This is a genomic window from Methylobacterium sp. 001424705, from assembly GCF_059816145.1.
Window position 1 is genome coordinate 68,139 of sequence record NZ_JCBANU010000008.1, and the last position, 19,947, is coordinate 88,085.

Below are 19,947 nucleotides of genomic sequence, written 5' to 3' on the forward strand. Positions count from 1 at the left end.
TCATGCGCATGTTCAACAACCTCAAGCTTCTGGGAAAGCTCGCCGTCCCGAGCCTGATCCTCATCCTCGTGGCGGTCGGACTGGTGGTCCTGGCGCGGGCCAACCTCGACACCCTCGGGCGGAACACGACCCAGATCGTCGATGTCCGCGCCGCCCGGCTTTCCCTGGCCCAGCAACTGGCCCTGGCCGTGGACGAGGCGGTGATCGCCGAGAAGAACACCATCATCGAGACCGACGCCGCGCTGATGCAGCAGGACTTCGCCCATTACCAGGCGAGCCGGAAAGCCGCCCTCGAGGCCAGCGACCGCCTGCTCGCCCTGGCCGACACGCCGGAGCGCCGCGCCATCCTGCAGGGCGTCCGCGGCGAGCTGGAGGCGTTCTTCGCCACCGCCGACCGCTCCATCGCCCTCGGCCTGCGCAACGAGAACGCGGCGGCCGCCCAGATCTCGAAGCAGGAGGTCCGCCCGGCCCGGCTCACGATCGCCCGGAGCGTGGCGGCCCGCGTCGCCGCGAACCTGCGCGACCTCGAGATCGCCAAGCAGGCGGCGGCCGAAACGGCCGAGAGCGCCACGCGCACCCTCATCGTCACCGCCACCCTGGGCCTCGGCGTCGCGGTCGGCCTGCTCGCGCTGATCACCCTCTACGGCGTCACCCGCCCGCTCGCCGCCATGACGGCGGCGATGGGCCGGCTCGCGGCCGGCGACCTCGCCGTGACGGTCTCGGGCACCGAGCGGCGGGACGAGGTCGGTCTCCTGGCCCGCGCGCTCCAGGTCTTCAAGGACAACGCCCTGGAGGCCCGGCGCCTCGCCGAGGCGCAGGCGGCCGAGGACGCCGCCAAGATGCGCCGGGCCCAGCGTCTCGACGCCCTGACCCAGGCTTTCGAGGGCAACGTCTCGATCCTGACCCAGGGGCTGGCGGGCGCCGCCACCGAGATGGAGGCTACGGCCCAGTCGATGAGCAGCGTCGCCGCCCAGACCAACCAGCAGACCGTGATCGTCGCGGGGGCGGCCGAGGAGACCTCCGCCAACGTCCAGACGGTGGCCGCGGCCAGCGAGGAGATGTCGGCCTCGGTGCAGGAGATCGTGAGCCAGGTCAGCCTGTCGGCCCGCATCGCCGACCGGGCGGTGGAGAACGCCCAGCGCACCGACGCCACCGTGCGCCGCCTCGCCGGCACCACCGAGCGCATCGGCGCCTTCGTCGAGGTGATCTCCAGCATCGCCGCGCAGACCAATCTCCTGGCGCTCAACGCCACCATCGAGGCGGCGCGGGCCGGCGAGGCCGGCCGCGGCTTCGCCGTCGTCGCCTCCGAGGTGAAGGAACTGGCCGGGCAGACCGCCAAGGCCACGGGCGAGATCGGCGAGCGCATCACCGAGATCCGCACCGCGACCCAGGAGGCCATCACCGACATCGAGACCATCGGCCGGATCATCGGCGAGATGTCGAGCACCGCCGCCTCGATCGCCGCCGCCATGGAGGAGCAGGGGGCCGCGACCCAGGAGATCACCCGCAACGTGCAGGAGGCGGCGCGCGGCACCGAGGAGGTGACCACCAACATCGCCGGCGTGCGCGACGGCGCCGGCCAGACGGGGGCGGCCGCCTCGCAGGTGCTCAGCGCCGCCCAGGAGCTCGCCCGGCACTCCGAGACTCTGACCCGCGCGGTCGGCGGATTCCTCGCCGACGTGAAGGCGGCCTGAGGGGCCCGCGGGGGCGCGCCCATCTCCAGGCGATCTCCAGGGTTGACGCCCCTGGCGGTTGGCGGGAAGGAGAACGCAACCCTTCAGACGGATGCGCGGCCCCTCCCGGAGGCGGGACGGGGCCGCGGCCGCCGCCCGCACGAGAGCGAACCCGCGCATGACGACCTCCTTCCTGCCGATCGACCGCGCCGTGATCGCCCGCGAGGCGGCCAAGATGCTCCTCGAGATCAAGGCGGTGCACTTCTACCAGGAGACGCCCTTCACCTTCACCTCGGGCTGGGCGAGCCCGGTCTACATCGACTGCCGCAAGATCATCTCGTACCCGCGCCTGCGCTCGACCCTGAACGACTTCGCCGCCGCCACCATCGTGCGCGACATCGGCTACGAGTCGATCACCCACGTGGCCGGCGGCGAGACGGCCGGCATCCCCTTCGCGGCCTGGATCTCCGACCGGCTGATGCTGCCGATGCAGTACGTGCGCAAGAAGCCCAAGGGCTTCGGCCGCAACGCCCAGATCGAGGGCGAGGTGGTGGAGGGCGCCCGGACCCTGCTGGTGGAGGATCTCGCCACCGACGGGCGCAGCAAGGCGCTGTTCTGCAAGGCCCTGCGCGATGCCGGCGCCCAGGTCGACCACTGCTTCGTGATGTTCTTCTACGACATCTTCCCCAACAGCCGCGAACTCATGGCCGACCTCGGCGTCCAGCTGCACTACCTCACCACCTGGTGGGACGTGCTGGCGGTGGCCAAGGAGAGCGGCCACTTCGACCCGAAGATCCTCGCCGAGGTCGAGAGCTTCCTGCACGAGCCCGCCAAGTGGTCGGCGGCGCATGGCGGCATCTCCGACTACCCGCAGGCCTGATCCCGGTCGCGCCGTCATGGTCCCGTCACGGGACCGCGTCAGGGCAGGACGATGATCCCCTTCCTGTCCGGGCCGATGCCCGAAGCCGTCAATTCGGCGATCAGCCTCCTCGTCGCCTTCGGGCTCGGCACCCTGATCGGGGCCGAGCGCCAGTACCGGCAGCGCACGGCCGGCCTGCGGACCAACGTCCTGGTGGCGGTGGGGGCGGCCGCCTTCGTCGACCTCGGCATGCGCCTCGAAGGGGCGCCCGGCGGCACCCGCACGGTGGCCTACGTGATCTCGGGCGTCGGCTTCCTCGGCGCCGGCGTGATCATGAAGGAGGGCATGAACGTCCGCGGCCTCAACACCGCCGCGACCCTCTGGTGCTCGGCCGCCGTGGGCGCTTTCGCGGGCGCCGACTTTCCCCTGGAGGCGGCCTTCGTCACCGCCGCGGTGCTCGCCGGCAACACCCTGCTGCGGCCCCTCGTCAACGCCATCAACCGCGCGCCCATCGACGAGAGCCAGACCGAGGCGACCTACGAGGTGCAGGTGACGGTGCAGGCGGACGGCGCCGGCCCGGCCCGCGACCTCCTGGTCGAGCGCCTGGAGGCGGCGCAGTACCCCGTCGGCGGGATCGAGGTGGTGGAGCGGGGCGAGGACACCGTCGAGGTGGTGGCGACCCTGGTGGCGACGGCGGTGGCCGGCGCCGAGCTCGACGCCGTGGTGGCGGGCCTCGCGCGGATGCCCGGGATCGAGCACGCGACCTGGTCGGTGCAGACGGCGGATTGAGGCCCGCGCGGGTGCGCCCGCGCACCTCGGCGCCCGCGGCCCGGATTGCCGGACCGACGCCTTCGTCCAACCTCCCCGGACAGGGGAAGGCGGCGCCGCCCCCGGGCGCCAAGCCCTTCACGAACCCCTTCCGCGAACCAGGGACACGGATCACCATGGCATCCCAGAAGAACGCGCTCATCGTCGGGGCCTCGCGCGGCCTCGGGCTCGGCCTCGTCGAGACCTTCCTCCAACGCGGGTGGCGGGTGACCGCGACGCAGCGCTCGGCCTCCCCGGGCCTCGCCGCGCTGGCCTCCGAGGCCCTCACGGTCGAGACGGCCGACATCGACGACGATCGCGCGGTGTCCACCCTGCACGACCGCCTGGCGGGCCAGAGCTTCGACCTGATCTTCGTGGTGGCGGGCGTGGCGACTCAGGCCCACGAGCCGCTGCACCTGGTGCCACGCGACGTCGCCGCCCAGGTCTACCTGACCAATGCGATCAGCCCGGTGCGTTTCGCCGAGGCCTTCCTCGACCGGCTGGCGCCGAAGGGCCTCGTCGCCTTCATGAGCTCGATCCTCGGCAGCGTCGGTCTCAACGAATCCGGCGGCTGGGAGAACTACCGGGCGAGCAAGGCCGCCCTCAACACCCTGGTGCGCAGCTTCGAGATCCGCCACCGGGAGGCCGGCTTCGGCGTGCTGCTGCTGCATCCGGGCTGGGTCCGCACCGAGATGGGCGGGGCCGATGCCGACATCGACGTCGCCACCAGCGTCACCGGCATGGCCGACGTGATCGCGGCCCGGCTCGGACAGAGCGGCACGGCCTATCTCGACTACACCGGCAAGACTTTGGACTGGTAGGGTCCCCTGGATTGGTCGAGCGGCGAAAGACCCGGGGGTCGGCGGAAAGCCGGCCCTCCGGTCAGGGGCGCCCGATCGGCGGTCGCCCGCGCCGCTCGACCACCACCGGCGGCCGGGTCCGGCGCTCGACGATGACGGTGCGCGGTGCCCGGCTCGGGCTGGCGGCGGTGAAGATGCGCTCCGGCATCCGCTCGGAGATCCGATCGGGCTTGGCCTCGGACCGGACCTTGGCGGCGGCGACCACGTGCTCGCGCACCGCCTCCGGCGGCAGGCCGATGAGGCCGGCGGCGATCTCCACCTGCTGCTCGATGTCGTCGGCGAGGTCCTGGGCCGCGGCGACGGCCTCCGGGATTGTCGGCGGCTCGCGCCGCACGCGGATCGGCGGGAGATCCTGGAAGGACTTCGAGGGCTTCTTCACGGCGCGACTCGCTTGGGGCATCACCGGACCATACGCGCGATCTTAGCGTTTGTGCAGTGCACACATGCGGGGCGAGCCGCGCGTCCGATGCATCGCGGGGGCGTGATGGATTTTCGATCAGCGCCTTCGGCGAGCCGTTGAAGGGATCTACCTGGACGAGAAGCGCCCTGCCGGCCGAATGGGCAGGGCCAAGCGTCGAAATGCCGCGTGCCCTCGGGACACGTCCGGGCTGTTGCGATGCGGTCGGCGAGCGTCGATAGTCGGGGCCATGAGGGTGGGGGCTATGGCGGATTCTCTGTTCGATCTCTCCGACGCGCGTCTCGTTCCGGCCCGGCCCGAGATCGCCGATGTGCGCCTGCGCGGCCATGTGGCGGCCGAACGCTACGTCGTGGGCGAGGCCCGCGCGGTGGTCGTACCCTCGGCCCCCTTGCGCCGGACGCCCCGCTTCGATGCCGGTCTCGAGACCGAGGCGGTGATGGGGGACGCGGTGACCGCCTACGGCGCCGAGGAGGGCTTCGTCTTCGTCCAGTTCGCCCATGACGGCTATGTCGGCTACCTCCCCGAGGCGGCCCTCGGCCCCGCGCAGGCGCCGACGCACCGCATCACCGCCCTGCGCAGCTTCCTCTATCCGGGCCCCGACCTGAAGCAGCCCGCCAGCGGCTGGCTGACCCTGGGCGCCCGCCTCCGACCGACGGAGACCCGGGGCGACTATCTCCGGATCGCGAGTGGCTACGTCTTTGCCGGCCACTGCGCGCGCCTCGACGCCGTCGAACCCGATTACGCCGCCACCGCCGAACGCCTCGTCGGCACGCCCTATCTCTGGGGTGGGCGCACCAGTCTCGGCCTCGACTGCTCGGGCCTCGTCCAGCTCTGCCTCGCGCAGGCCGGGATCCTGGCGCCGCGGGACGCCGACCAGCAGGAGCGCGGGCTCGGCGAGGCCCTGCCCCCGGACTTCGAGGGTCTGCGGCGCGGCGATCTCGTGTTCTGGCGCGGCCATGTCGGGCTGATGCTCGACGCCGCCCGCCTCATCCACGCCAACGGCCACCACATGGCGGTGGCGGTGGAGCCCCTCGCCGAGGCCGTCGCCCGCATCCGGGAGAAGAGCTACGGCCCAGTGACGTCGCTCCGGCGTCTTACGCCTTCAGCCGCATCTTGATCCGGTAGACCAGACCGTCGCGGACGTCGCGGTAGGCGTCGAGGCGCTGCTCGCGGGTGCCGTCCTGGATGTGGGTCGGGTCGGGGGTCGGCCAGTACTCGACCTCGACCGCGTTGGTGCGGGTCAGCTCCAGGGCGGCGTGGTGGGCTTCGGGCGCCAGGGTGACGATGAGGTCGAAGTTCAGGCCCTCCCACTCCTCGAGCTGGGCCAGGGTGCGCGGCTTGTGGCGCGTCGCGTCGATGCCGATCTCGTCGAGGGCCGCCACCATGAACGGGTCGGCGGGCTCGCCGGAGCGGACGCCGGCCGACTGCACGTAGATCGACTTGCCGAAGTAGTGGCGCGCGATGGCCTCCGCCGCGAGCGAGCGCACGGCGTTGAAGTTGCACATGAACAGGGCCGACTGCACGCGCGTCTTCTTCGGGCCGGTCGCGTCCGCCATCCGGTCTTCTTCTCAGCCTCGCGCTTCGAGTGGGGTCGCGGCTCAGGCCTTCCAGTGCAAGGCGAAGACCAGAGTGAAGAGGCGGCGCGCGGTGTCGTGGTCGAGGTCGACCTTGCCCTCGAGGCGCTGGCGCAGCAGGTCGGACGCCTCGTTGTGCAGGCCGCGCCGGCCCATGTCGATCGCCTCGATCTGGGTCGGCGAGGCGGTGCGGATGGCGTTGTAGTAGCTCTCGCAGATCATCTCGTAGTCGCGGATCACCCGGCGGAACGGGGTCAGCGACAGGAGGTGGGTCATCACCGGGTCGCCGTCCGCGCGCTTGATGACGAGGGCGAGCTTGCTTTCCACGAGCCCGAGCGTGAGGGCGTAGGGCCCCTCGCGGCCGGGGACCGTGAAGCTGTTGTCCTCCAGGATGTCGAAGATCGCGATGGCGCGCTCGTGCTCCTGGTCCGGGTTGCCCCGCCCGATCGACTCCTCGTCGAGGGTCACCACCGCGAGGCGATGCGGCGACTTCGCCTCCCCCGCCTTCGCCTCCGCCGCCTTCACGTCCGCCGCCTTGGCGTCCGCCACCTCGGCGTCCCGGGATTTCGCTTCGCTCGAATTGGCCGCGCCGGACATCAGGCCCTCACAGGTTCAGGCGGATCGCCACCGAGCGGGCGTGGCCTTCCAGGCCCTCCGACCGTCCGAGGGCGATGGCCGCGGGGCCCAGCGCCCGGAGGGCCGCCGGGTCGCAGCGCAGGATCGTGGTGCGCTTCATGAAATCGAGCACGCCGAGCCCGGAGGAGAACCGCGCCGAGCGGGCGGTGGGCAGGACGTGGTTGGGGCCGCCGACATAGTCGCCGATGGCCTCCGGCGTGTGCGAGCCGAGGAAGATCGCGCCGGCGTTGCGGACCTTGGCGGCGAGCCCCTCGGCGTCCCGCGTCTCGATCTCCAGGTGCTCGGGGGCGAGGCGATCCACCAGCGGCACCGCCTCGTCGAAGTCCCGCACCACCACGATGGCGCCGTAGTCGCGCCAGCTCGCCCGGGCGATGTCGGCCCGCGGCAGGGTGCCGAGCGCCCGTTCCACCGCCTCGGCCACGTCGCCGGCCAGCGCTTCGGAATCCGTGATCAGGATGGATTGGGCCGCCGTGTCGTGCTCGGCCTGGGCCAGGAGGTCCGCCGCCACCCAGTCGGGATTGGCATGGGCGTCGGCCAGGATCAGCACCTCGGAGGGGCCGGCGATCATGTCGATGCCGACCTGCCCGAACACCCGGCGCTTGGCCGCGGCCACCCAGGCGTTGCCGGGCCCGACGATCTTGGCCACCGGTGCGATCGTCTCGGTGCCGTAGGCCAGCGCCGCCACCGCCTGAGCGCCGCCCACCCGGTAGACCTCGTCGACGCCGGCGAGCTGCGCGGCGGCGAGCACCAGCGGGTTCATCGTGCCCTCCGGCATCGGCACCACCATGACGACGCGCGGCACCCCGGCGACGCGGGCCGGAATGGCGTTCATGAGCACCGAGGAGGGATAGCTCGCGGTGCCGCCGGGTACGTAGAGGCCGACGGATTCCAGCGCCGTCCAGCGCCAGCCGGCGGTGACTCCCAGGCTGTCGGTGGCGCTGTGGTCGGCGGGCACCTGGGCGGCGTGGAACGCCTCGATCCGGGCGGCGGCGAAGCGCAGGGCCTCCAGGGCGTCGGGCGGGCAGGCCGCGACGGCGGCCTCGATCTCGGCCGGGGTGACGCGCAGCGACGCGACGGTGAAATCCTCGCCGAGCCGGTCGAAGCGGCGGGTGTAGTCGACCAGCGCCGCGTCGCCGCCCGCGACCACGCCCGCGATGATGCCGCGCACGGTCTCGTCGACATCCTCGGAGATCTCACGCTTGACGCTGAGCAGGCGCGCGAAGGCTTCGGCGAAATCTTCGTCGCGGGAATCGAGGCGGACCATCAGGTGTTTCCTTCTCGGGCGTCGCCCGCGATGGCGGCGCGCCCGGCGACCACGGCCTCGTGGTCGGGGCGCCCCTCGACCTCCCAGACCGGGCCGAGATCCTTCAACTGGACCTCGATGCATTCGAGTTCGAGCTGGATCGCCGCGCCGCCGGCGAAGACCAGGGTGGCGATGCCGGACGGCGCCTCGGTCGGCGCGAAGGTGACGGCGAGGAGTTCGAGGGGCGTCTCGGCATCCGCGCCGGGCGTGATGCCGCGCGTGCGCACCTTCAGCACCCGTTCGAAATGGATGCCCGTCAGGCGCCGGCGCGGCGGCGCACCGTCCTCCGCCGACCAGTCGAAGCGGCGCGCCACCAGGACGAACCGATGCTGCGCGCCCAGATAGGCGAGGTCGCTCCCCTTCAGGATCGCGTCCTGCAGGTGGGCGGAGATGACGCCCAGATCTTCGGCGTCGAGGGCGGCGAGCTTGAGAAGCTCCATGATCGGATGTCGCGCTCTTGTCGGCGGGCCGGCCCGGTGCGGGCTCGGCCGTTCGCGGTATGGGAGCCGTAGGTAGCGAGGGGACCCGCCCACGGCAACAGGCGGGGGCGAACTCCGCCATTGTCCCGCTTGCCGGACCTGCTAGGGACGCGTCGCTGCGCCGGCTCCGTGTCGGCACCGGCGAACGGAGTTCGCACCGTGTCTCTTCCTCCTCTCACCGAAGCCGCCGGCTCCCCGGGCCAAGCCGAGTCCCCGGGCCAAGCCGAGTCCCCGGGCCAAGCCGAGACCTCGGCCAGATCCACCGGTCCCGCCCTGGCCGCGCCCGGCGCGGTCGTTGCCATCCCGGTGCGCAACGAGGCCGAGCGCATCGCGGCCTGCCTGCGCGCGATCGACGCCCAGACGGGGATCCCGCCGGGGAGTCTCGGCGTCGTGCTGTTTCTCAACAACTGCACCGACGCCACCGAGGCGATCGTGGCCGATCTCGCGCCGCGGATGTCGGTGCCGGTCCGGGTCACCCACGTCACGTATGCCGGCGCCCATGCGGGCTGGGCCCGGCGCGAGGCGATGAACCGGGCGGCCGACTGGCTCGGCGGGGACGGCATGATCCTCTCGACCGACGCCGACAGCCGGGTTCCGTCGGACTGGGTCGCACGCAACCGGGCCGCCCTCGACCGGGGCGCCGACGCGGTGGCCGGCCGCATCGCGCTCGATTCGGACGAGCGCGCCCTGCTGCCGCCCTCCCTGCACTGGCGCGGCGAGCGGGAGGATCTCTACAGCGATCTCCTCACCGAGGCGGAGGCGCGCATCGACCCCGATCCGCACGATCCCTGGCCCTGCCACCGCACCACCATCGGCGCCACCCTGAGCGTCAGCCTCGCGGCCTACCGGGCGGTGGGGGGCATGCCGGCGATCGCGCTCGGCGAAGACGGCGCGTTCGTGGCGCTGCTGCTCGCGCAGGGGCTGCATGTCCGGCACGACCCGGCCATCCTGGTCACGGTCTCGGGGCGCCTCGTGGGCCGGGCGCCGGGCGGCGTCGCCGACACCATCCGGGCGCGCTGCGAGAAGCCCGACAGCCTGTGCGACGCCCGCCTCGAACCGGTGCCGCGGGCGCTCTTCCGCTACGCCTGGCGGCGGCGCCTGCGCCGCCTGCACGCGGCGGGCCGGCTCGGCACCGAGCGTGGCTGGGCCCGGGCCCTGCGGATCACCGAGGCGGATGCCGTCCGCGTCGCGGCCCATCCCCTGGCGGGCCACGCGGTGGCCGAGGCCGAGCGCGCCAGTCCGCGCCTCGTCCACCGGCCGCTCGGGCCTCGGCAGCTGCCTGGCCAGATCCGGCTGGCCCGGGCGGTGCTCCCGGCGGTGCGCCTGGTCACCCGGTTCCTGGGCTGAGATGCGCCTCCCCGATCGCCGCATGCCCTCAGGGAGCGTTCAGCCCGGGGTCGCTAGATCGAGCGCCACTTCCGAGGGGATGCAGCCATGACACGCAAGGCCATGACGTCAAAGACCATCAGGACCGCGATTCTCGCCCTCGCCACCGCGGCGACGCTCGGCACCGGCCTCGGTGCTTTCGAAGCGCGGGCGCAGTATTACGGCGACGACGATCGTCCCCATCGCTTCGAGCGCCGCTACGACGAGGATCGCTACGAGCGCCGGCGCTACGACGAGGACCGGTACGACCGGCGCCCCCATGGCTACGGCGGCGGATTCGGACGCCTCTGCCTGACCCAGCGTGGCAACTGCATCACCCGCCCACAACCCTACGGCTCGCGCTGCGGCTGCGACATTCCCGGTTTCGGTCGCAAGCACGGCGAGATCGGCGGCTGATCCGACCCGCCCGCCGCCCGGAGCGGGCGGCGGGCGGGTCCCGTCAACTGCGGACGCGGGTGATCTCGGCGCCGCAGCGGGCGAGCTTGGCCTCCAGGGCCTCGAAGCCGCGGTCGAGGTGGTAGACCCGGTTGATGCTGGTCTCGCCCTCGGCCGCCAGGCCCGCGATGACGAGGGAGACGGAGGCGCGGAGGTCCGTGGCCATCACGGGCGCGCCCTTCAGGCGCTCGACGCCCTCGACGATGGCGAGGTCGCCCTCGAGCCGGATCCGGGCGCCGAGGCGGGCCAACTCCTGCACATGCATGAAGCGGTTCTCGAAGATCGTCTCGCGAATGTTGGACTGGCCCTTGGCCAGCGTCATCAGCGCCATGAACTGCGCCTGCAGGTCGGTGGGGAAGCCGGGGAACGGGTCGGTGGTGATGTCGACCGCGGCGATGCCCCCACCGTTGCGGCGGATGCGGATGGTATCGGTGCCCGTGGTGATCTCGGCGCCCGTGGTCGCCAGCACGTCGAGGGCCGCGTGCAGCAGGTCGGCGCGGGTGTTCTCCAGGGTCACGTCGCCGCCGGTCATGGCCACCGCCATGGCGTAGGTGCCGGTCTCGATGCGGTCGGGCAGCACGTCGTGGCGGGCGCCATGCAGGCGCGAGACGCCCTCGACGGTGATGCGCGGCGTACCGGCCCCCTCGATGCGGGCGCCCATCTTGGTGAGGCAGGCGGCGAGATCGACGACCTCGGGCTCGCGGGCGGCGTTCTCGATCAGGGTCGAGCCGTTGGCCAGGGCCGCCCCCATCAGCGCCACGTGGGTGCCCCCCACCGTCACCTTGGGGAAGTGGATCTCGCCCCCGCGCAGGCCGTTCTTGGCCTTCGCGACGACGTAGCCGCCATCGACCTCGACGGTGGCGCCAAGGCGCTCCAGCGCCATCAGCAGCAGGTCGACCGGGCGCGTCCCGATGGCGCAGCCGCCGGGCATCGAGACCCGGGCCTCGCCGAAGCGGGCGAGCAGCGGCGCGATCACCCAGAAGCTCGCCCGCATGGTCGAGACCAGCTCGTAGGGCGCCGTGGTGTCGATGACGTTGGAGGCGGTGAGGCGGATGGTCTGGCCGGTCTCGGTGGTCTGGCCCGGGCGCTTGCCCACCACCATGTGGTCGACGCCGTGATTGCCGAGGATGCGCAGCAGCGCGTTGATGTCGGCGAGCCGCGGCACGTTGCCGAGTTCCAGGGTCTCGCCGGTCATCAGGCTGGCGATCATCAGGGGCAGCGCGGCGTTCTTGGCGCCCGAGATCGGGATCACGCCGTGCAGCGGGCGGCCGCCGATGATGTTGATGCGGTCCATCGTCTCTACAACCTTGCCTAAAATCTTGCCCGCCGGGGGCGCAGGCCGCGCCGCGGGCCGGAGAAATCGAACGTGAAACCTGGCGGGACGCGAGCCGCCCCCGTGGAAACAGCACCGTTATAGCCAAGTTTTGTCGAAAAGGAGGTTCAGGGCGCCCGATTAGGCTTCGCCGCCGGATCCGGGTGTTTCGTCGGGTCCGGAGCCGAGCGAACGCCCGCGCACCTGTGCCTTGCGACGGCGCAGGTTGTCGCGCAGGGCAGCCTTCAGGCGCTCGGCCCGCTGCTCGGCGGCGCTCTTGGGTGGCGCCTTGGCAGAGGTTTCGGGAGACCCCTTCCCGTCGGGTCCGGTCTCGTCGTCCGTCATGGCGCGGAAATCGGGTCAGGCTGGGATCGGTTGCGGCGGCGATCCGGTTTCAGGGCTCGCATGGTCCCGGCGCGTTCCATGGTCTCAATCGGGTTCCAGGGTCTTATCGGGTTCGAGATCTTGTCGGGTTCTAAGGTCTCGTCGGATTCATCTGGCGAAGGGTCGGGGCCGGCACGGCCCGCGCGACCCATCGTCGCCACGCCACCGTGTCGGCTTTGCAGGCCCTGGTCGATGGATGCAAAGCAGGAATGCGGATGTCGACTTGAACCAATTCCAAGTTCACCTGTATCGTCGCCATCGCGTCGGGGAAACCCGAACGTCGGGGAAACCCGCGTCAGGACGAGCATCGTCAGCAACTCCTTCACGGAGTCGGCGCCACGCTCGTCAAAGAGACCGATTGCATCAAGGGCCCCCCGCACGAGGGTCCGCGTGGAAACGATCCCGCCAGAGGCCGCGATCCCACCGCCGGCCCCTCAGCCCAAGCGTGAAGGACGGATGCCCGTGAACCGCATGCCCGCGACGATCAAGATCAGCGACACCAAGCAGGGAACGGGCCAGGGAGCGGGCTGCGAGGCCAAGTCTGTGGGATCCATCGGTCAGGGCCGGACCGACTACGAGGCGCATTTCCGCACGGCCCTGGATCGCCTGCACGGCGAGCGTCGCTACCGGGTGTTCGCCGATATCGAGCGCATCGCCGGCCGCTTCCCGACCGCGCATTGGCGCAAGCCCGACGGCGGCACCTCCGAGATCACCGTCTGGTGCTCGAACGACTACCTCGGCATGGGCCAGCATCCGGACGTGGTCGGCGCCATGACCCGCACGGCGGCCCGCTGCGGCGTCGGCGCCGGCGGCACCCGCAACATCGCCGGCAACAATTCGCCGCTGGTCGACCTGGAGCGGGAGCTCGCCGACCTGCACGGCAAGGAGGCCGGCCTCGTCTTCACCTCGGGCTACGTCTCGAACCAAGCCGGCATCTCGACGATCGCCAAGCTGATTCCGAACTGCCTGATCCTATCGGACGCCTTCAACCACAACTCGATGATCGAGGGCGTACGCCATTCCGGTTGCGAGAAGCGCGTCTTCCGCCACAACGACCTGGCCCATCTCGAGGAGCTTCTGATCGCGGCGGGCGACCGCCCGAAGCTGATCGCCTTCGAGAGCGTCTATTCCATGGACGGCGACGTCTCCGACATCGGCGCGATCTGCGATCTCGCCGACCGGTACGGCGCCCTGACCTACCTCGACGAGGTCCACGCGGTCGGCCTCTACGGGCCGCGCGGCGGCGGCATCTCCGAGCGCGACGGGGTGATGCACCGGGTCGACGTGATCGAGGGTACGCTGGCCAAGGGCTTCGGCTGCGTCGGCGGCTACATCACAGGGTCCGCGGTCCTGTGCGACGCGGTCCGCAGCCACGCCCCGGGCTTCATCTTCACCACCGCCCTGCCGCCGGCCATCGCCGCCGCCGCCATCGCTTCGGTGCGCTACCTCAAGCGCTCGAACGCCGAGCGCGAGGCGCACCAGCGCCAGGCCGCCCGCACCAAGGCCGCCCTGGAGGCCGCCGGCCTGCCGGTGCTGCACACCGACACCCACATCGTGCCCGTGATGGTGGGCGACGCCGAGCTGTGCAAGGCGGCGGCCGACCACCTGCTGGAGCATCACGGCATCTACATCCAGCCGATCAACTACCCCACCGTCCCGCGCGGCACCGAGCGCTTGCGGATCACGCCCTCGCCCTTCCACGACGATGCCCGCATCGCCAAGCTCACGGCCGCGCTCGCCGAGACCTGGGACACCCTCGACCTCCCGCGCGCCGGGACGGTGTTCGTCGAGGCGGCCGAGTAGCCGGCCTCGCCTCAGTTCAGGCGCCAGATCGCGCCGGTGAGCACGGTCGCGAAGCCGACCCAGGCGGCGTAGGGCACCAGCAGCCCCGCCGCCGCCCGGTCGAAGCGCCAGGACAGGCGGATCGTCCAGAGGATCATCACCCACATCGCGGCCGAGACCACCAGGGCCGCCCCGAGGGCGTGCGCGGCGAAGAAGGTCGGGGTCCAGGCGGCGTTGAGGGCGAGCTGCACCGCGAAGGCGACCAGTGCCAGCCGCCACGCCCCCTGGCTCGGACCCGTGCGCGGCTTCACCCCGAGGAGCCGGAAGGCCGAGAGCGCGATCATCCCGTAGAGGATCGTCCAGGCCACCGGGAACGCCCAGTTCGGCGGGTTGAAGGCCGGTTTCGTCAGCCCGGCATACCATCCGTCGATGTTCGGGCCGGTGGCGGACGAGCCGAGCACGGCCGTCAGCACCACCGGCAGGATCGCCGCCGCCAGCCGCCCGGGCAGGGCCAGGGCGGGCGCAGTGGGAATGTGGATCGGCGACGAGGCGGGCGCACGGGACATGACGAACGGGATTCCTTGCCTTGGGCGAGATTTCTCTCACCTTTAGAGGGAGAGGACGCCACGACTGCGGGTCCGTGCACCGGTCGGCGCGGGCCGGTCAACAGAACCCTGACGGACGAACACAACTCATGTCGGAACCGAACGCACCGAAGCCGCCTTCGGATGCTGCGCCCGCGTTCGCGAAGCGCAGTCTCGCCGCCCAGGCCCTGGGCCATGTCGACCCGGTGACGCGGGCCGTGGTGGCACCCCTGCACGTGGCGACCACCTTCCTGCGCGATCCCGACAACGGCTACAGCTCGGGCTTCTCCTACGCGCGCCCCGACAACGCCACCGTGCGGGAGGCGGAGGCCGTGCTGGCGATGCTGGAGGACGCGGCGGCCGGCGCCCTGCTGTTCGGCTCCGGCATGGCGGCGGCCACCGCCGTCTTCACGGCCCTGGAGCCCGGCGACCACGTGGTGGCGCCCCGGGTGATGTACTGGGGCCTGAAGCGCTGGCTGAACGCCGAGATGCCGCGCCGGCGGATCGCGGTCGATTTCGTCGACATGGACGACCTGCCCGCCCTGGAACGGGCGATCCGGCCCGGCACCACGACGCTCGTCTGGATCGAGACACCGGGCAACCCGCTCTGGACGGTCACCGACATCGCCGAGGCCGCCCGCCTCGCGCACGCGGCGGGCGCCCGGCTCGCCGTTGATTCCACCGCCGCCTCCCCGATCCACACCCGGCCGCTGACGCTCGGCGCCGACATCGTGATGCACTCGGCCACCAAGATCCTGAACGGCCATTCCGACGTGGTGGCGGGGGTGCTCGCCGGGGCCCGGGCGGACGCGTTCTGGGAGCGCCTCGCGGCGATCCGCTCGGGCGGCGGGGCCATCCTCGGCCCGTTCGAGGCCTACCTGCTGATGCGCTCGCTGCGCACCCTTCCGCTGCGGGCGGCGGCGCAGGCCGCCAGCGCGGCCGAACTCGCCCGCCGCCTCCAGGCGCATCCGAACGTCTCGCGCGTCCTCTATCCCGGCCTGCCGGACGATCCCGGCCATGCGGTGGCGGCCCGGCAGATGCAGGGCGGCTTCGGTTTCATGCTGTCGATCCGGGTGCGGGACGGCGAGGCGGCGGCGATTGCCGCGGCGGCGCGGGTTCGGCTGTGGAAGCGGGCGACGTCGCTCGGCGGCGTCGAGAGCCTGATCGAGCACCGGGCCTCGGTGGAGGGGCCGGATTCCCCGTGCCCGCCGGATCTCCTGCGGCTGTCCACGGGGATCGAGGCGGTGGACGACCTGTTCGCCGACCTCGACGCCGCCCTGCGGGACGCGTGAATTTTCGCGTGGTGCGGGGAAGGGGCCTCGCGCGTTGGTGGGCAGGATCATCGCGAGAGACCGCCCGACCATGCCGAAGCCTGCCCTGCTCACCGGAGCCTTCGCGCTCCTCCTCTTCGGCGTGCCCGCCCGTGCCGACAGCGGGCCGCCCGAGCTGAACATCGAGAAGACCTGCCAGTCGGCGGCCTCGGCGAGCGTCAGCGACAATGCCAGCCAGGAAGGTTGCCTGCGCTCCGAGCGTGCCTCGCACGACGAGGTCAAGCGCCGCTGGAACGAGTTCACCCCCGCCGCCAAGCGCCAGTGCGAGAAGCAGTTCGAGGCCGGCGGCTTCCCGTCCTACGTCGAGATGGTGACCTGCCTCGAACTGGCGAGCGGCACCGGCCTGCCGAGGCAGGCCGACGATTCCCGCGCCGGCAAGGGCACCGGCAGCGCCACCAAGGAGCCGAGTCCGGCCCAGCGCACCGACCCGATCAAGGTGCTCGAGAAGCAGTGACGCGGGTCCGGGCCGGACGACTCGCGGGGCGGACGTCGTCCCGGTTCAGCTCGAGGAGGCCGGCACCTCGTCGGCGAGCCAGGTCGGCTCGGCCCGACCACGGCCGGCCTCGGCTGCCCCGCCGCGGCTCTGCGCCAGGGCGGTGAGCTCCGGCGCGCGGGCGGTGTCGTCCACGGTCAGGAACAGGCGCCGGGTCTGCGAGATCCGGCCGAGGCGGGCGCTGCTCGTCAGCACGCTCTGGGCCGGGCTCGACAGCAGGCCGAGCGCCACCGGAGCCATCCAGAGGGCGAGCCAGGGATCGCCGGCGAAGGCGAGGCCGCCCGCCAGCAGGGCGCCCGCCACGAGGGTGTCGACCTGGAGCCGGCAGGCCTCGGCCCACGGTACGCGGCGGTCGTCGCGCACCTGCGCGTCCCAGCGCACGACGCGCCCCACGAAGGTGGTGGCGACGGCGCCCGCCGCGAACAGCGTCATCACCGGCCAGAGCAGGACCCAGATCGCCTGTTCGAGGACGGCGCTCTTCAGGAGCGCGGCGGTGCCGCCGAAGGCCGCGCGGCGTTCGGCCGAAGCCAGCACGTGGCCGAGGCTGAGGAGCTTCGGCACGGCCAGGATCGTGACCACCAGGGCGGCGAGGGCGTGGGCGGCGGCGCCCGTGCCGGTCAGGCCGTAGCCGAGCAGGCCGAGATCGCCGGTCCGTGCCGCCTGGAGCGTGCCGAAGGCGAGGAACAGCACCCAGAGCGGGCAGGCCACGTAGGACAGGATGCCGACGGCGAGGTGCCAGCGGCTGGCGGGGCGCAGGCCCGGCATGGCGGTGACGCGCAGGTGCTGCATGTTGCCCTGGCACCAGCGGCGTTCGCGCCCGAGGAGGTCGACGAGGTTCGTCGGCATCTCCTCCCAGGTGCCGCCCATCTCCGGCAGCAGGCGAACCTCCCAGCCGGCCCGGCGCAGGAGCGCGCCCTCGACGATGTCGTGGCACAGGATCTCGCCGCCCAAGGGGGCCTTGCCGGGCAGCACGGGCAACGCGGCATTGTTGGCGAAGGCCGCGACGCGCACGATGGCGTTGTGGCCCCAATAGCTGCCGTCCGGCCCCTGCCAGGTCTCCAGGCAGCGGATCGCCAGCGGCGCGTAGAGCCGCACGGCGAATTGCTGGATGCGGGCGAACAGGGTGTCGCGCCCGGTGGCGTAGGACACGGTCTGGATCAGCCCGACCCGGGGGTTCTCCTCCATCAGCCGGGCGAGGCGGCGCATGGCGCTGCCGGTCATCAGGCTGTCGGCGTCGAGCACGATCATGAAGTCGTATTCGGGCCCGTAGGTCTTGCAGAACTCCGCGATGTTGCCCGCCTTGCGGCCGGCATTGTCCCGGCGGCGCCGGTAGCGGATGCGCGGCAGGCCGGGGCCGTGCTGGCGGGTCCAGGCCTCGATCCGCGCGAATTCATGCTCTTCGATCGCCGCGATGGCCCCGTCCCGCGTGTCGGAGAGAACGAAGATGTCGATGTCGCCGCCGTCGCCCCCGGCCCGCTGCAGCGAGCGGGCCATGACGCGCAGCGCCGCGAACACCGCCACGGCGTCCTCCGCGTGAATCGCCACCACGGCCGCCGTCCGGCTCAGGCCCGAGGCCTCCGCCGGCACGGTGAGGGAGCGTCGCTCCAGGGCGGATTTCGCCCGGTCGCCGAAAGCCGTGGCGACGAGGCCGTAGACGTATTGCCAGGCCACGAAGGCCTGCCAGGTCATCACGAGGGCGAACAGCCCGAGCACCGCCCCGCCGAGGAGGCCGGACGGCGTTCCATAGGCGCCGAGCGCCAGGGCGGCGACGAGAGCGCCCAGGGCGAGGGGCGGGAGAGCCAGCAGCAGCCGGCGGGCCAGGACCGCGGCGGAGAAGGAACCGCGCGCCTCGGGTGAGAATTCCAGCGGACCCGGGATTTCAGCCGCCGGGGCGTCGTGCGACAACCTGTGGGACATGGGGCGCGGGAAACTCGAAGGAGGGGACACCGTGATCCCTCGACCGGGCGGGCCGGCGAAAGGGAACAGATGCGCGATGGCGAGGGTCTCGAGGGACGCGGACAGACCGAGTCCTTCTCGCGGCGGCAGACCCTTCGGACCACGCTCAGCGTGGCCGTCGGGATGGTCCTGCCTACCGCACACGATCTGAATGCGGGCCGAACGCGCGCGGCGGCTCCCGATCCCCTATCATTCGAGGTCGTGAAGGCGAAGGCGCGGGCGCTCGCGGCGCACCCCTACCAGGCCCAGCCGGACGATCTGCCGCCGCCCCTCGCCGGCCTGTCCTACGACGGCTACCGCGCCATCACCTTCCGGCCGGAGGCGAGCCTGCCGCTGGGCCGCCGCTTCTCGGCCCAGCTGTTCCATCGGGGCTTCCTGCAGCGCAAGCGCGTCGCCCTGTACCGGCAGCCGCGCAACGGTCCGGCCCAGCAGATCCCCTACGCCCCCGACCTGTTCGACCTCGGACCGGACCTGAAGGGGCAGAGCTTTCCCTCCGACCTCGGCTTTGCGGGCTTCCGGCTGCATCATGCCTTCCAGGTCGACCGGCCGGCGGACCAGGAGGAATTCCTCGTCTTCCTCGGCGCCTCCTACTTCCGGCTGCGCGGGTTCGGCCAGGAATACGGGCTCTCGGCCCGCGGCGCCGCCCTGCGCACCGGGGGACCGGGCGCGGAGGAATTCCCGGACTTCACCGCCTTCTGGATCTGCGAGCCGGAGGCCGACGCCCGCACCATCGAGATCTGGGCCCTGCTCGATTCCCCGAGCCTCGCCGGGGCCTACCGCTTCCGCGTGGCGCCGGGCGACCCCTCGGTGATGCATGTCGAGGCGTCCCTGTATCCCCGCACCGCCCTGGAGCATCTCGGGCTCGCCCCCCTCACCAGCATGTTCCTGCACGGGGCGAACGGGCCCGGCGCGCGGAGCGCCGCGCCCTTCGACGACTTCCGTCCGCAGGTGCATGATTCCGACGGGCTGGCGGTGGTGACCCGGGGCGAACGGCTGTGGCGGCCCCTGGTCAACGGCCGGGCGCAGCCGCAGATCTCGGCCTTCGGCGTCGACCCGCTGGAGGGCTTCGGCCTGCTCCAGCGCGTCCGCGACTTTCCCGCCTATCTCGACGTGCAGGCCCGGCACGAGGCGCGGCCCGGACTCTGGATCACGCCGGAAGCGGGGTTCGGGGCCGGCGCGGTCCGGCTCTTCGAGATCCCGTCGCGCGAGGAGTACATGGACAACATCGTGGCGGCCTTCGTGCCCGGCGCGCCCCTGCCGGCCGGGACCGAGCGAGCCGTGTCCTACACCCTCACGACGGTCGGGGCGGAGCCGGCGACGGTCGTGCCCGGTACCCTCGGTCGGGTCGTCTCCACACGGGTGGGTTCGGCCGAGCGCCTGCGCCCGACCACGCCGCCGAGCCCGGATCGTCGCCTCTACGTCATCGATTTCGCGGGGCCGGGCCTGCCGGCCGACCGCGGGGCGGACCTGGCCGCCGACGCGTCCGCCAGCGCCGGCACGATGGTCGACCCGGTGGTGGAGTTCGTGCCCCAGACCGGCGGCTGGCGGCTCTACGTCGAGTGGCGGCCGCCGACGCCGCTGCCGGCGGGCGACGTGATCCTGCGCGCCCGCCTCGTCCGGGACGGCCGGGCCGTAACGGAGACCTGGGACGCGGTCGCCTGACGATCCGCCCATA

Annotated in this window: 21 protein-coding genes; 11 read left to right on the top strand and 10 right to left on the bottom strand. The window is 72.2% G+C overall.

Annotated features, from left to right (window positions below; translation table 11 throughout):
• Positions 1-2 precede the first annotated feature (2 nt).
• From AC6EUL_RS08520 to AC6EUL_RS08535, 4 genes are all read left to right on the top strand, one after another.
• Entirely contained in the window at positions 3-1,694 is a 1,692-nt protein-coding gene (locus AC6EUL_RS08520) for a methyl-accepting chemotaxis protein (RefSeq protein WP_499869842.1), read from the top strand.
• 157 nt (positions 1,695-1,851) lie between these two features.
• Complete coding sequence (locus AC6EUL_RS08525) at positions 1,852-2,553, top strand: orotate phosphoribosyltransferase (RefSeq protein WP_056218588.1); 702 nt, start codon at positions 1,852-1,854, stop codon at positions 2,551-2,553.
• Positions 2,554-2,604: 51 nt separating this feature from the next.
• Positions 2,605-3,321 carry an MgtC/SapB family protein gene (locus tag AC6EUL_RS08530; RefSeq protein ID WP_056218592.1) on the top strand — a complete coding sequence of 239 codons (717 nt, stop codon included), beginning with the start codon at positions 2,605-2,607 and terminating at the stop codon, positions 3,319-3,321.
• Positions 3,322-3,476: 155 nt separating this feature from the next.
• Positions 3,477-4,160: an SDR family oxidoreductase gene (locus AC6EUL_RS08535; RefSeq protein ID WP_056218598.1), complete on the top strand. Its 684-nt coding sequence runs from the start codon at positions 3,477-3,479 to the stop codon at positions 4,158-4,160.
• 61 nt (positions 4,161-4,221) lie between these two features.
• Here AC6EUL_RS08535 and AC6EUL_RS08540 read toward each other — a convergent pair whose 3' ends face one another.
• Positions 4,222-4,578 (bottom strand): hypothetical protein, encoded by a 357-nt coding sequence (locus tag AC6EUL_RS08540; protein ID WP_244472681.1) that lies wholly within the window; start codon positions 4,576-4,578, stop codon positions 4,222-4,224.
• Between the two features lie 295 nt (positions 4,579-4,873).
• On the opposite strand from AC6EUL_RS08540, the gene AC6EUL_RS08545 reads away from it, so the two are divergent.
• Positions 4,874-5,734 (top strand): C40 family peptidase, encoded by an 861-nt coding sequence (locus AC6EUL_RS08545; protein ID WP_056382074.1) that lies wholly within the window; start codon positions 4,874-4,876, stop codon positions 5,732-5,734.
• On the opposite strand, the gene AC6EUL_RS08550 is transcribed toward AC6EUL_RS08545, so the two are convergent.
• Genes AC6EUL_RS08550 through AC6EUL_RS08565 form a run of 4 tightly spaced genes read right to left on the bottom strand, consistent with a single transcriptional unit; the run spans position 5,712 to position 8,570 of the window.
• Positions 5,712-6,173 (bottom strand): arsenate-mycothiol transferase ArsC, encoded by a 462-nt coding sequence (locus AC6EUL_RS08550; protein ID WP_056218603.1) that lies wholly within the window; start codon positions 6,171-6,173, stop codon positions 5,712-5,714. The genes AC6EUL_RS08545 and AC6EUL_RS08550 overlap by 23 nt on opposite strands.
• Before the next feature lie 42 nt (positions 6,174-6,215).
• Positions 6,216-6,788, bottom strand: coding sequence for a UPF0262 family protein (locus AC6EUL_RS08555; protein WP_082514042.1), 573 nt, complete (start codon positions 6,786-6,788; stop codon positions 6,216-6,218).
• A 7-nt stretch (positions 6,789-6,795) separates the two neighbouring features.
• A complete protein-coding gene (hisD, locus tag AC6EUL_RS08560; RefSeq protein WP_056218606.1) occupies positions 6,796-8,091 on the bottom strand; it encodes a histidinol dehydrogenase in 1,296 nt (431 codons plus the stop codon).
• Positions 8,091-8,570, bottom strand: a complete 480-nt coding sequence (locus AC6EUL_RS08565; RefSeq protein ID WP_499869843.1) for a DUF2948 family protein — start codon at positions 8,568-8,570, stop codon at positions 8,091-8,093. Before AC6EUL_RS08565 ends, hisD begins: the two co-directional genes overlap by 1 nt.
• 312 nt (positions 8,571-8,882) lie before the next feature.
• Between AC6EUL_RS08565 and AC6EUL_RS08570 the strand changes: the two genes are divergently transcribed.
• Both AC6EUL_RS08570 and AC6EUL_RS08575 read left to right on the top strand, forming a co-directional pair.
• Positions 8,883-9,956: a glycosyltransferase family 2 protein gene (locus AC6EUL_RS08570; protein WP_056219462.1), complete on the top strand. Its 1,074-nt coding sequence runs from the start codon at positions 8,883-8,885 to the stop codon at positions 9,954-9,956.
• An 87-nt stretch (positions 9,957-10,043) separates the two neighbouring features.
• Positions 10,044-10,391, top strand: coding sequence for a hypothetical protein (locus tag AC6EUL_RS08575; protein WP_244472682.1), 348 nt, complete (start codon positions 10,044-10,046; stop codon positions 10,389-10,391).
• Between the two features lie 43 nt (positions 10,392-10,434).
• Here the strand turns inward: AC6EUL_RS08575 and murA are convergent, their stop codons facing one another.
• From murA to AC6EUL_RS08590, 3 genes are all read right to left on the bottom strand, one after another.
• Entirely contained in the window at positions 10,435-11,724 is a 1,290-nt protein-coding gene (murA, locus tag AC6EUL_RS08580) for a UDP-N-acetylglucosamine 1-carboxyvinyltransferase (RefSeq protein WP_056218613.1), read from the bottom strand.
• Between the two features lie 159 nt (positions 11,725-11,883).
• Positions 11,884-12,087 carry a hypothetical protein gene (locus AC6EUL_RS08585; protein WP_056351916.1) on the bottom strand — a complete coding sequence of 68 codons (204 nt, stop codon included), beginning with the start codon at positions 12,085-12,087 and terminating at the stop codon, positions 11,884-11,886.
• Entirely contained in the window at positions 12,084-12,434 is a 351-nt protein-coding gene (locus AC6EUL_RS08590; RefSeq protein ID WP_499869844.1) for a hypothetical protein, read from the bottom strand. Before AC6EUL_RS08590 ends, AC6EUL_RS08585 begins: the two co-directional genes overlap by 4 nt.
• Positions 12,435-12,582: 148 nt before the next feature.
• On the opposite strand from AC6EUL_RS08590, the gene hemA reads away from it, so the two are divergent.
• The gene (gene hemA, locus AC6EUL_RS08595) at positions 12,583-13,929 is read left to right on the top strand and encodes a 5-aminolevulinate synthase (RefSeq protein ID WP_056276278.1); all 1,347 of its coding nucleotides are present in this window, start codon (positions 12,583-12,585) and stop codon (positions 13,927-13,929) included.
• Positions 13,930-13,940: 11 nt separating this feature from the next.
• On the opposite strand, the gene AC6EUL_RS08600 is transcribed toward hemA, so the two are convergent.
• A complete protein-coding gene (locus AC6EUL_RS08600) occupies positions 13,941-14,474 on the bottom strand; it encodes a TspO/MBR family protein (RefSeq protein WP_056218624.1) in 534 nt (177 codons plus the stop codon).
• Between the two features lie 128 nt (positions 14,475-14,602).
• Between AC6EUL_RS08600 and AC6EUL_RS08605 the strand changes: the two genes are divergently transcribed.
• Positions 14,603-15,784 (top strand): trans-sulfuration enzyme family protein, encoded by a 1,182-nt coding sequence (locus AC6EUL_RS08605; RefSeq protein ID WP_056381856.1) that lies wholly within the window; start codon positions 14,603-14,605, stop codon positions 15,782-15,784.
• A 70-nt stretch (positions 15,785-15,854) separates the two neighbouring features.
• Entirely contained in the window at positions 15,855-16,277 is a 423-nt protein-coding gene (locus AC6EUL_RS08610) for a hypothetical protein (RefSeq protein ID WP_056276272.1), read from the top strand.
• A gap of 45 nt (positions 16,278-16,322) precedes the next feature.
• Here AC6EUL_RS08610 and mdoH read toward each other — a convergent pair whose 3' ends face one another.
• Positions 16,323-18,233: a glucans biosynthesis glucosyltransferase MdoH gene (mdoH, locus tag AC6EUL_RS08615; RefSeq protein ID WP_082514043.1), complete on the bottom strand. Its 1,911-nt coding sequence runs from the start codon at positions 18,231-18,233 to the stop codon at positions 16,323-16,325.
• Positions 18,234-18,473: 240 nt separating this feature from the next.
• Here mdoH and AC6EUL_RS08620 point away from each other — a divergent pair, with 240 nt between their 5' ends.
• Complete coding sequence (locus AC6EUL_RS08620) at positions 18,474-19,934, top strand: OpgD/OpgG family glucan biosynthesis protein (RefSeq protein ID WP_499869845.1); 1,461 nt, start codon at positions 18,474-18,476, stop codon at positions 19,932-19,934.
• The last annotated feature ends 13 nt before the right edge of the window (positions 19,935-19,947 follow it).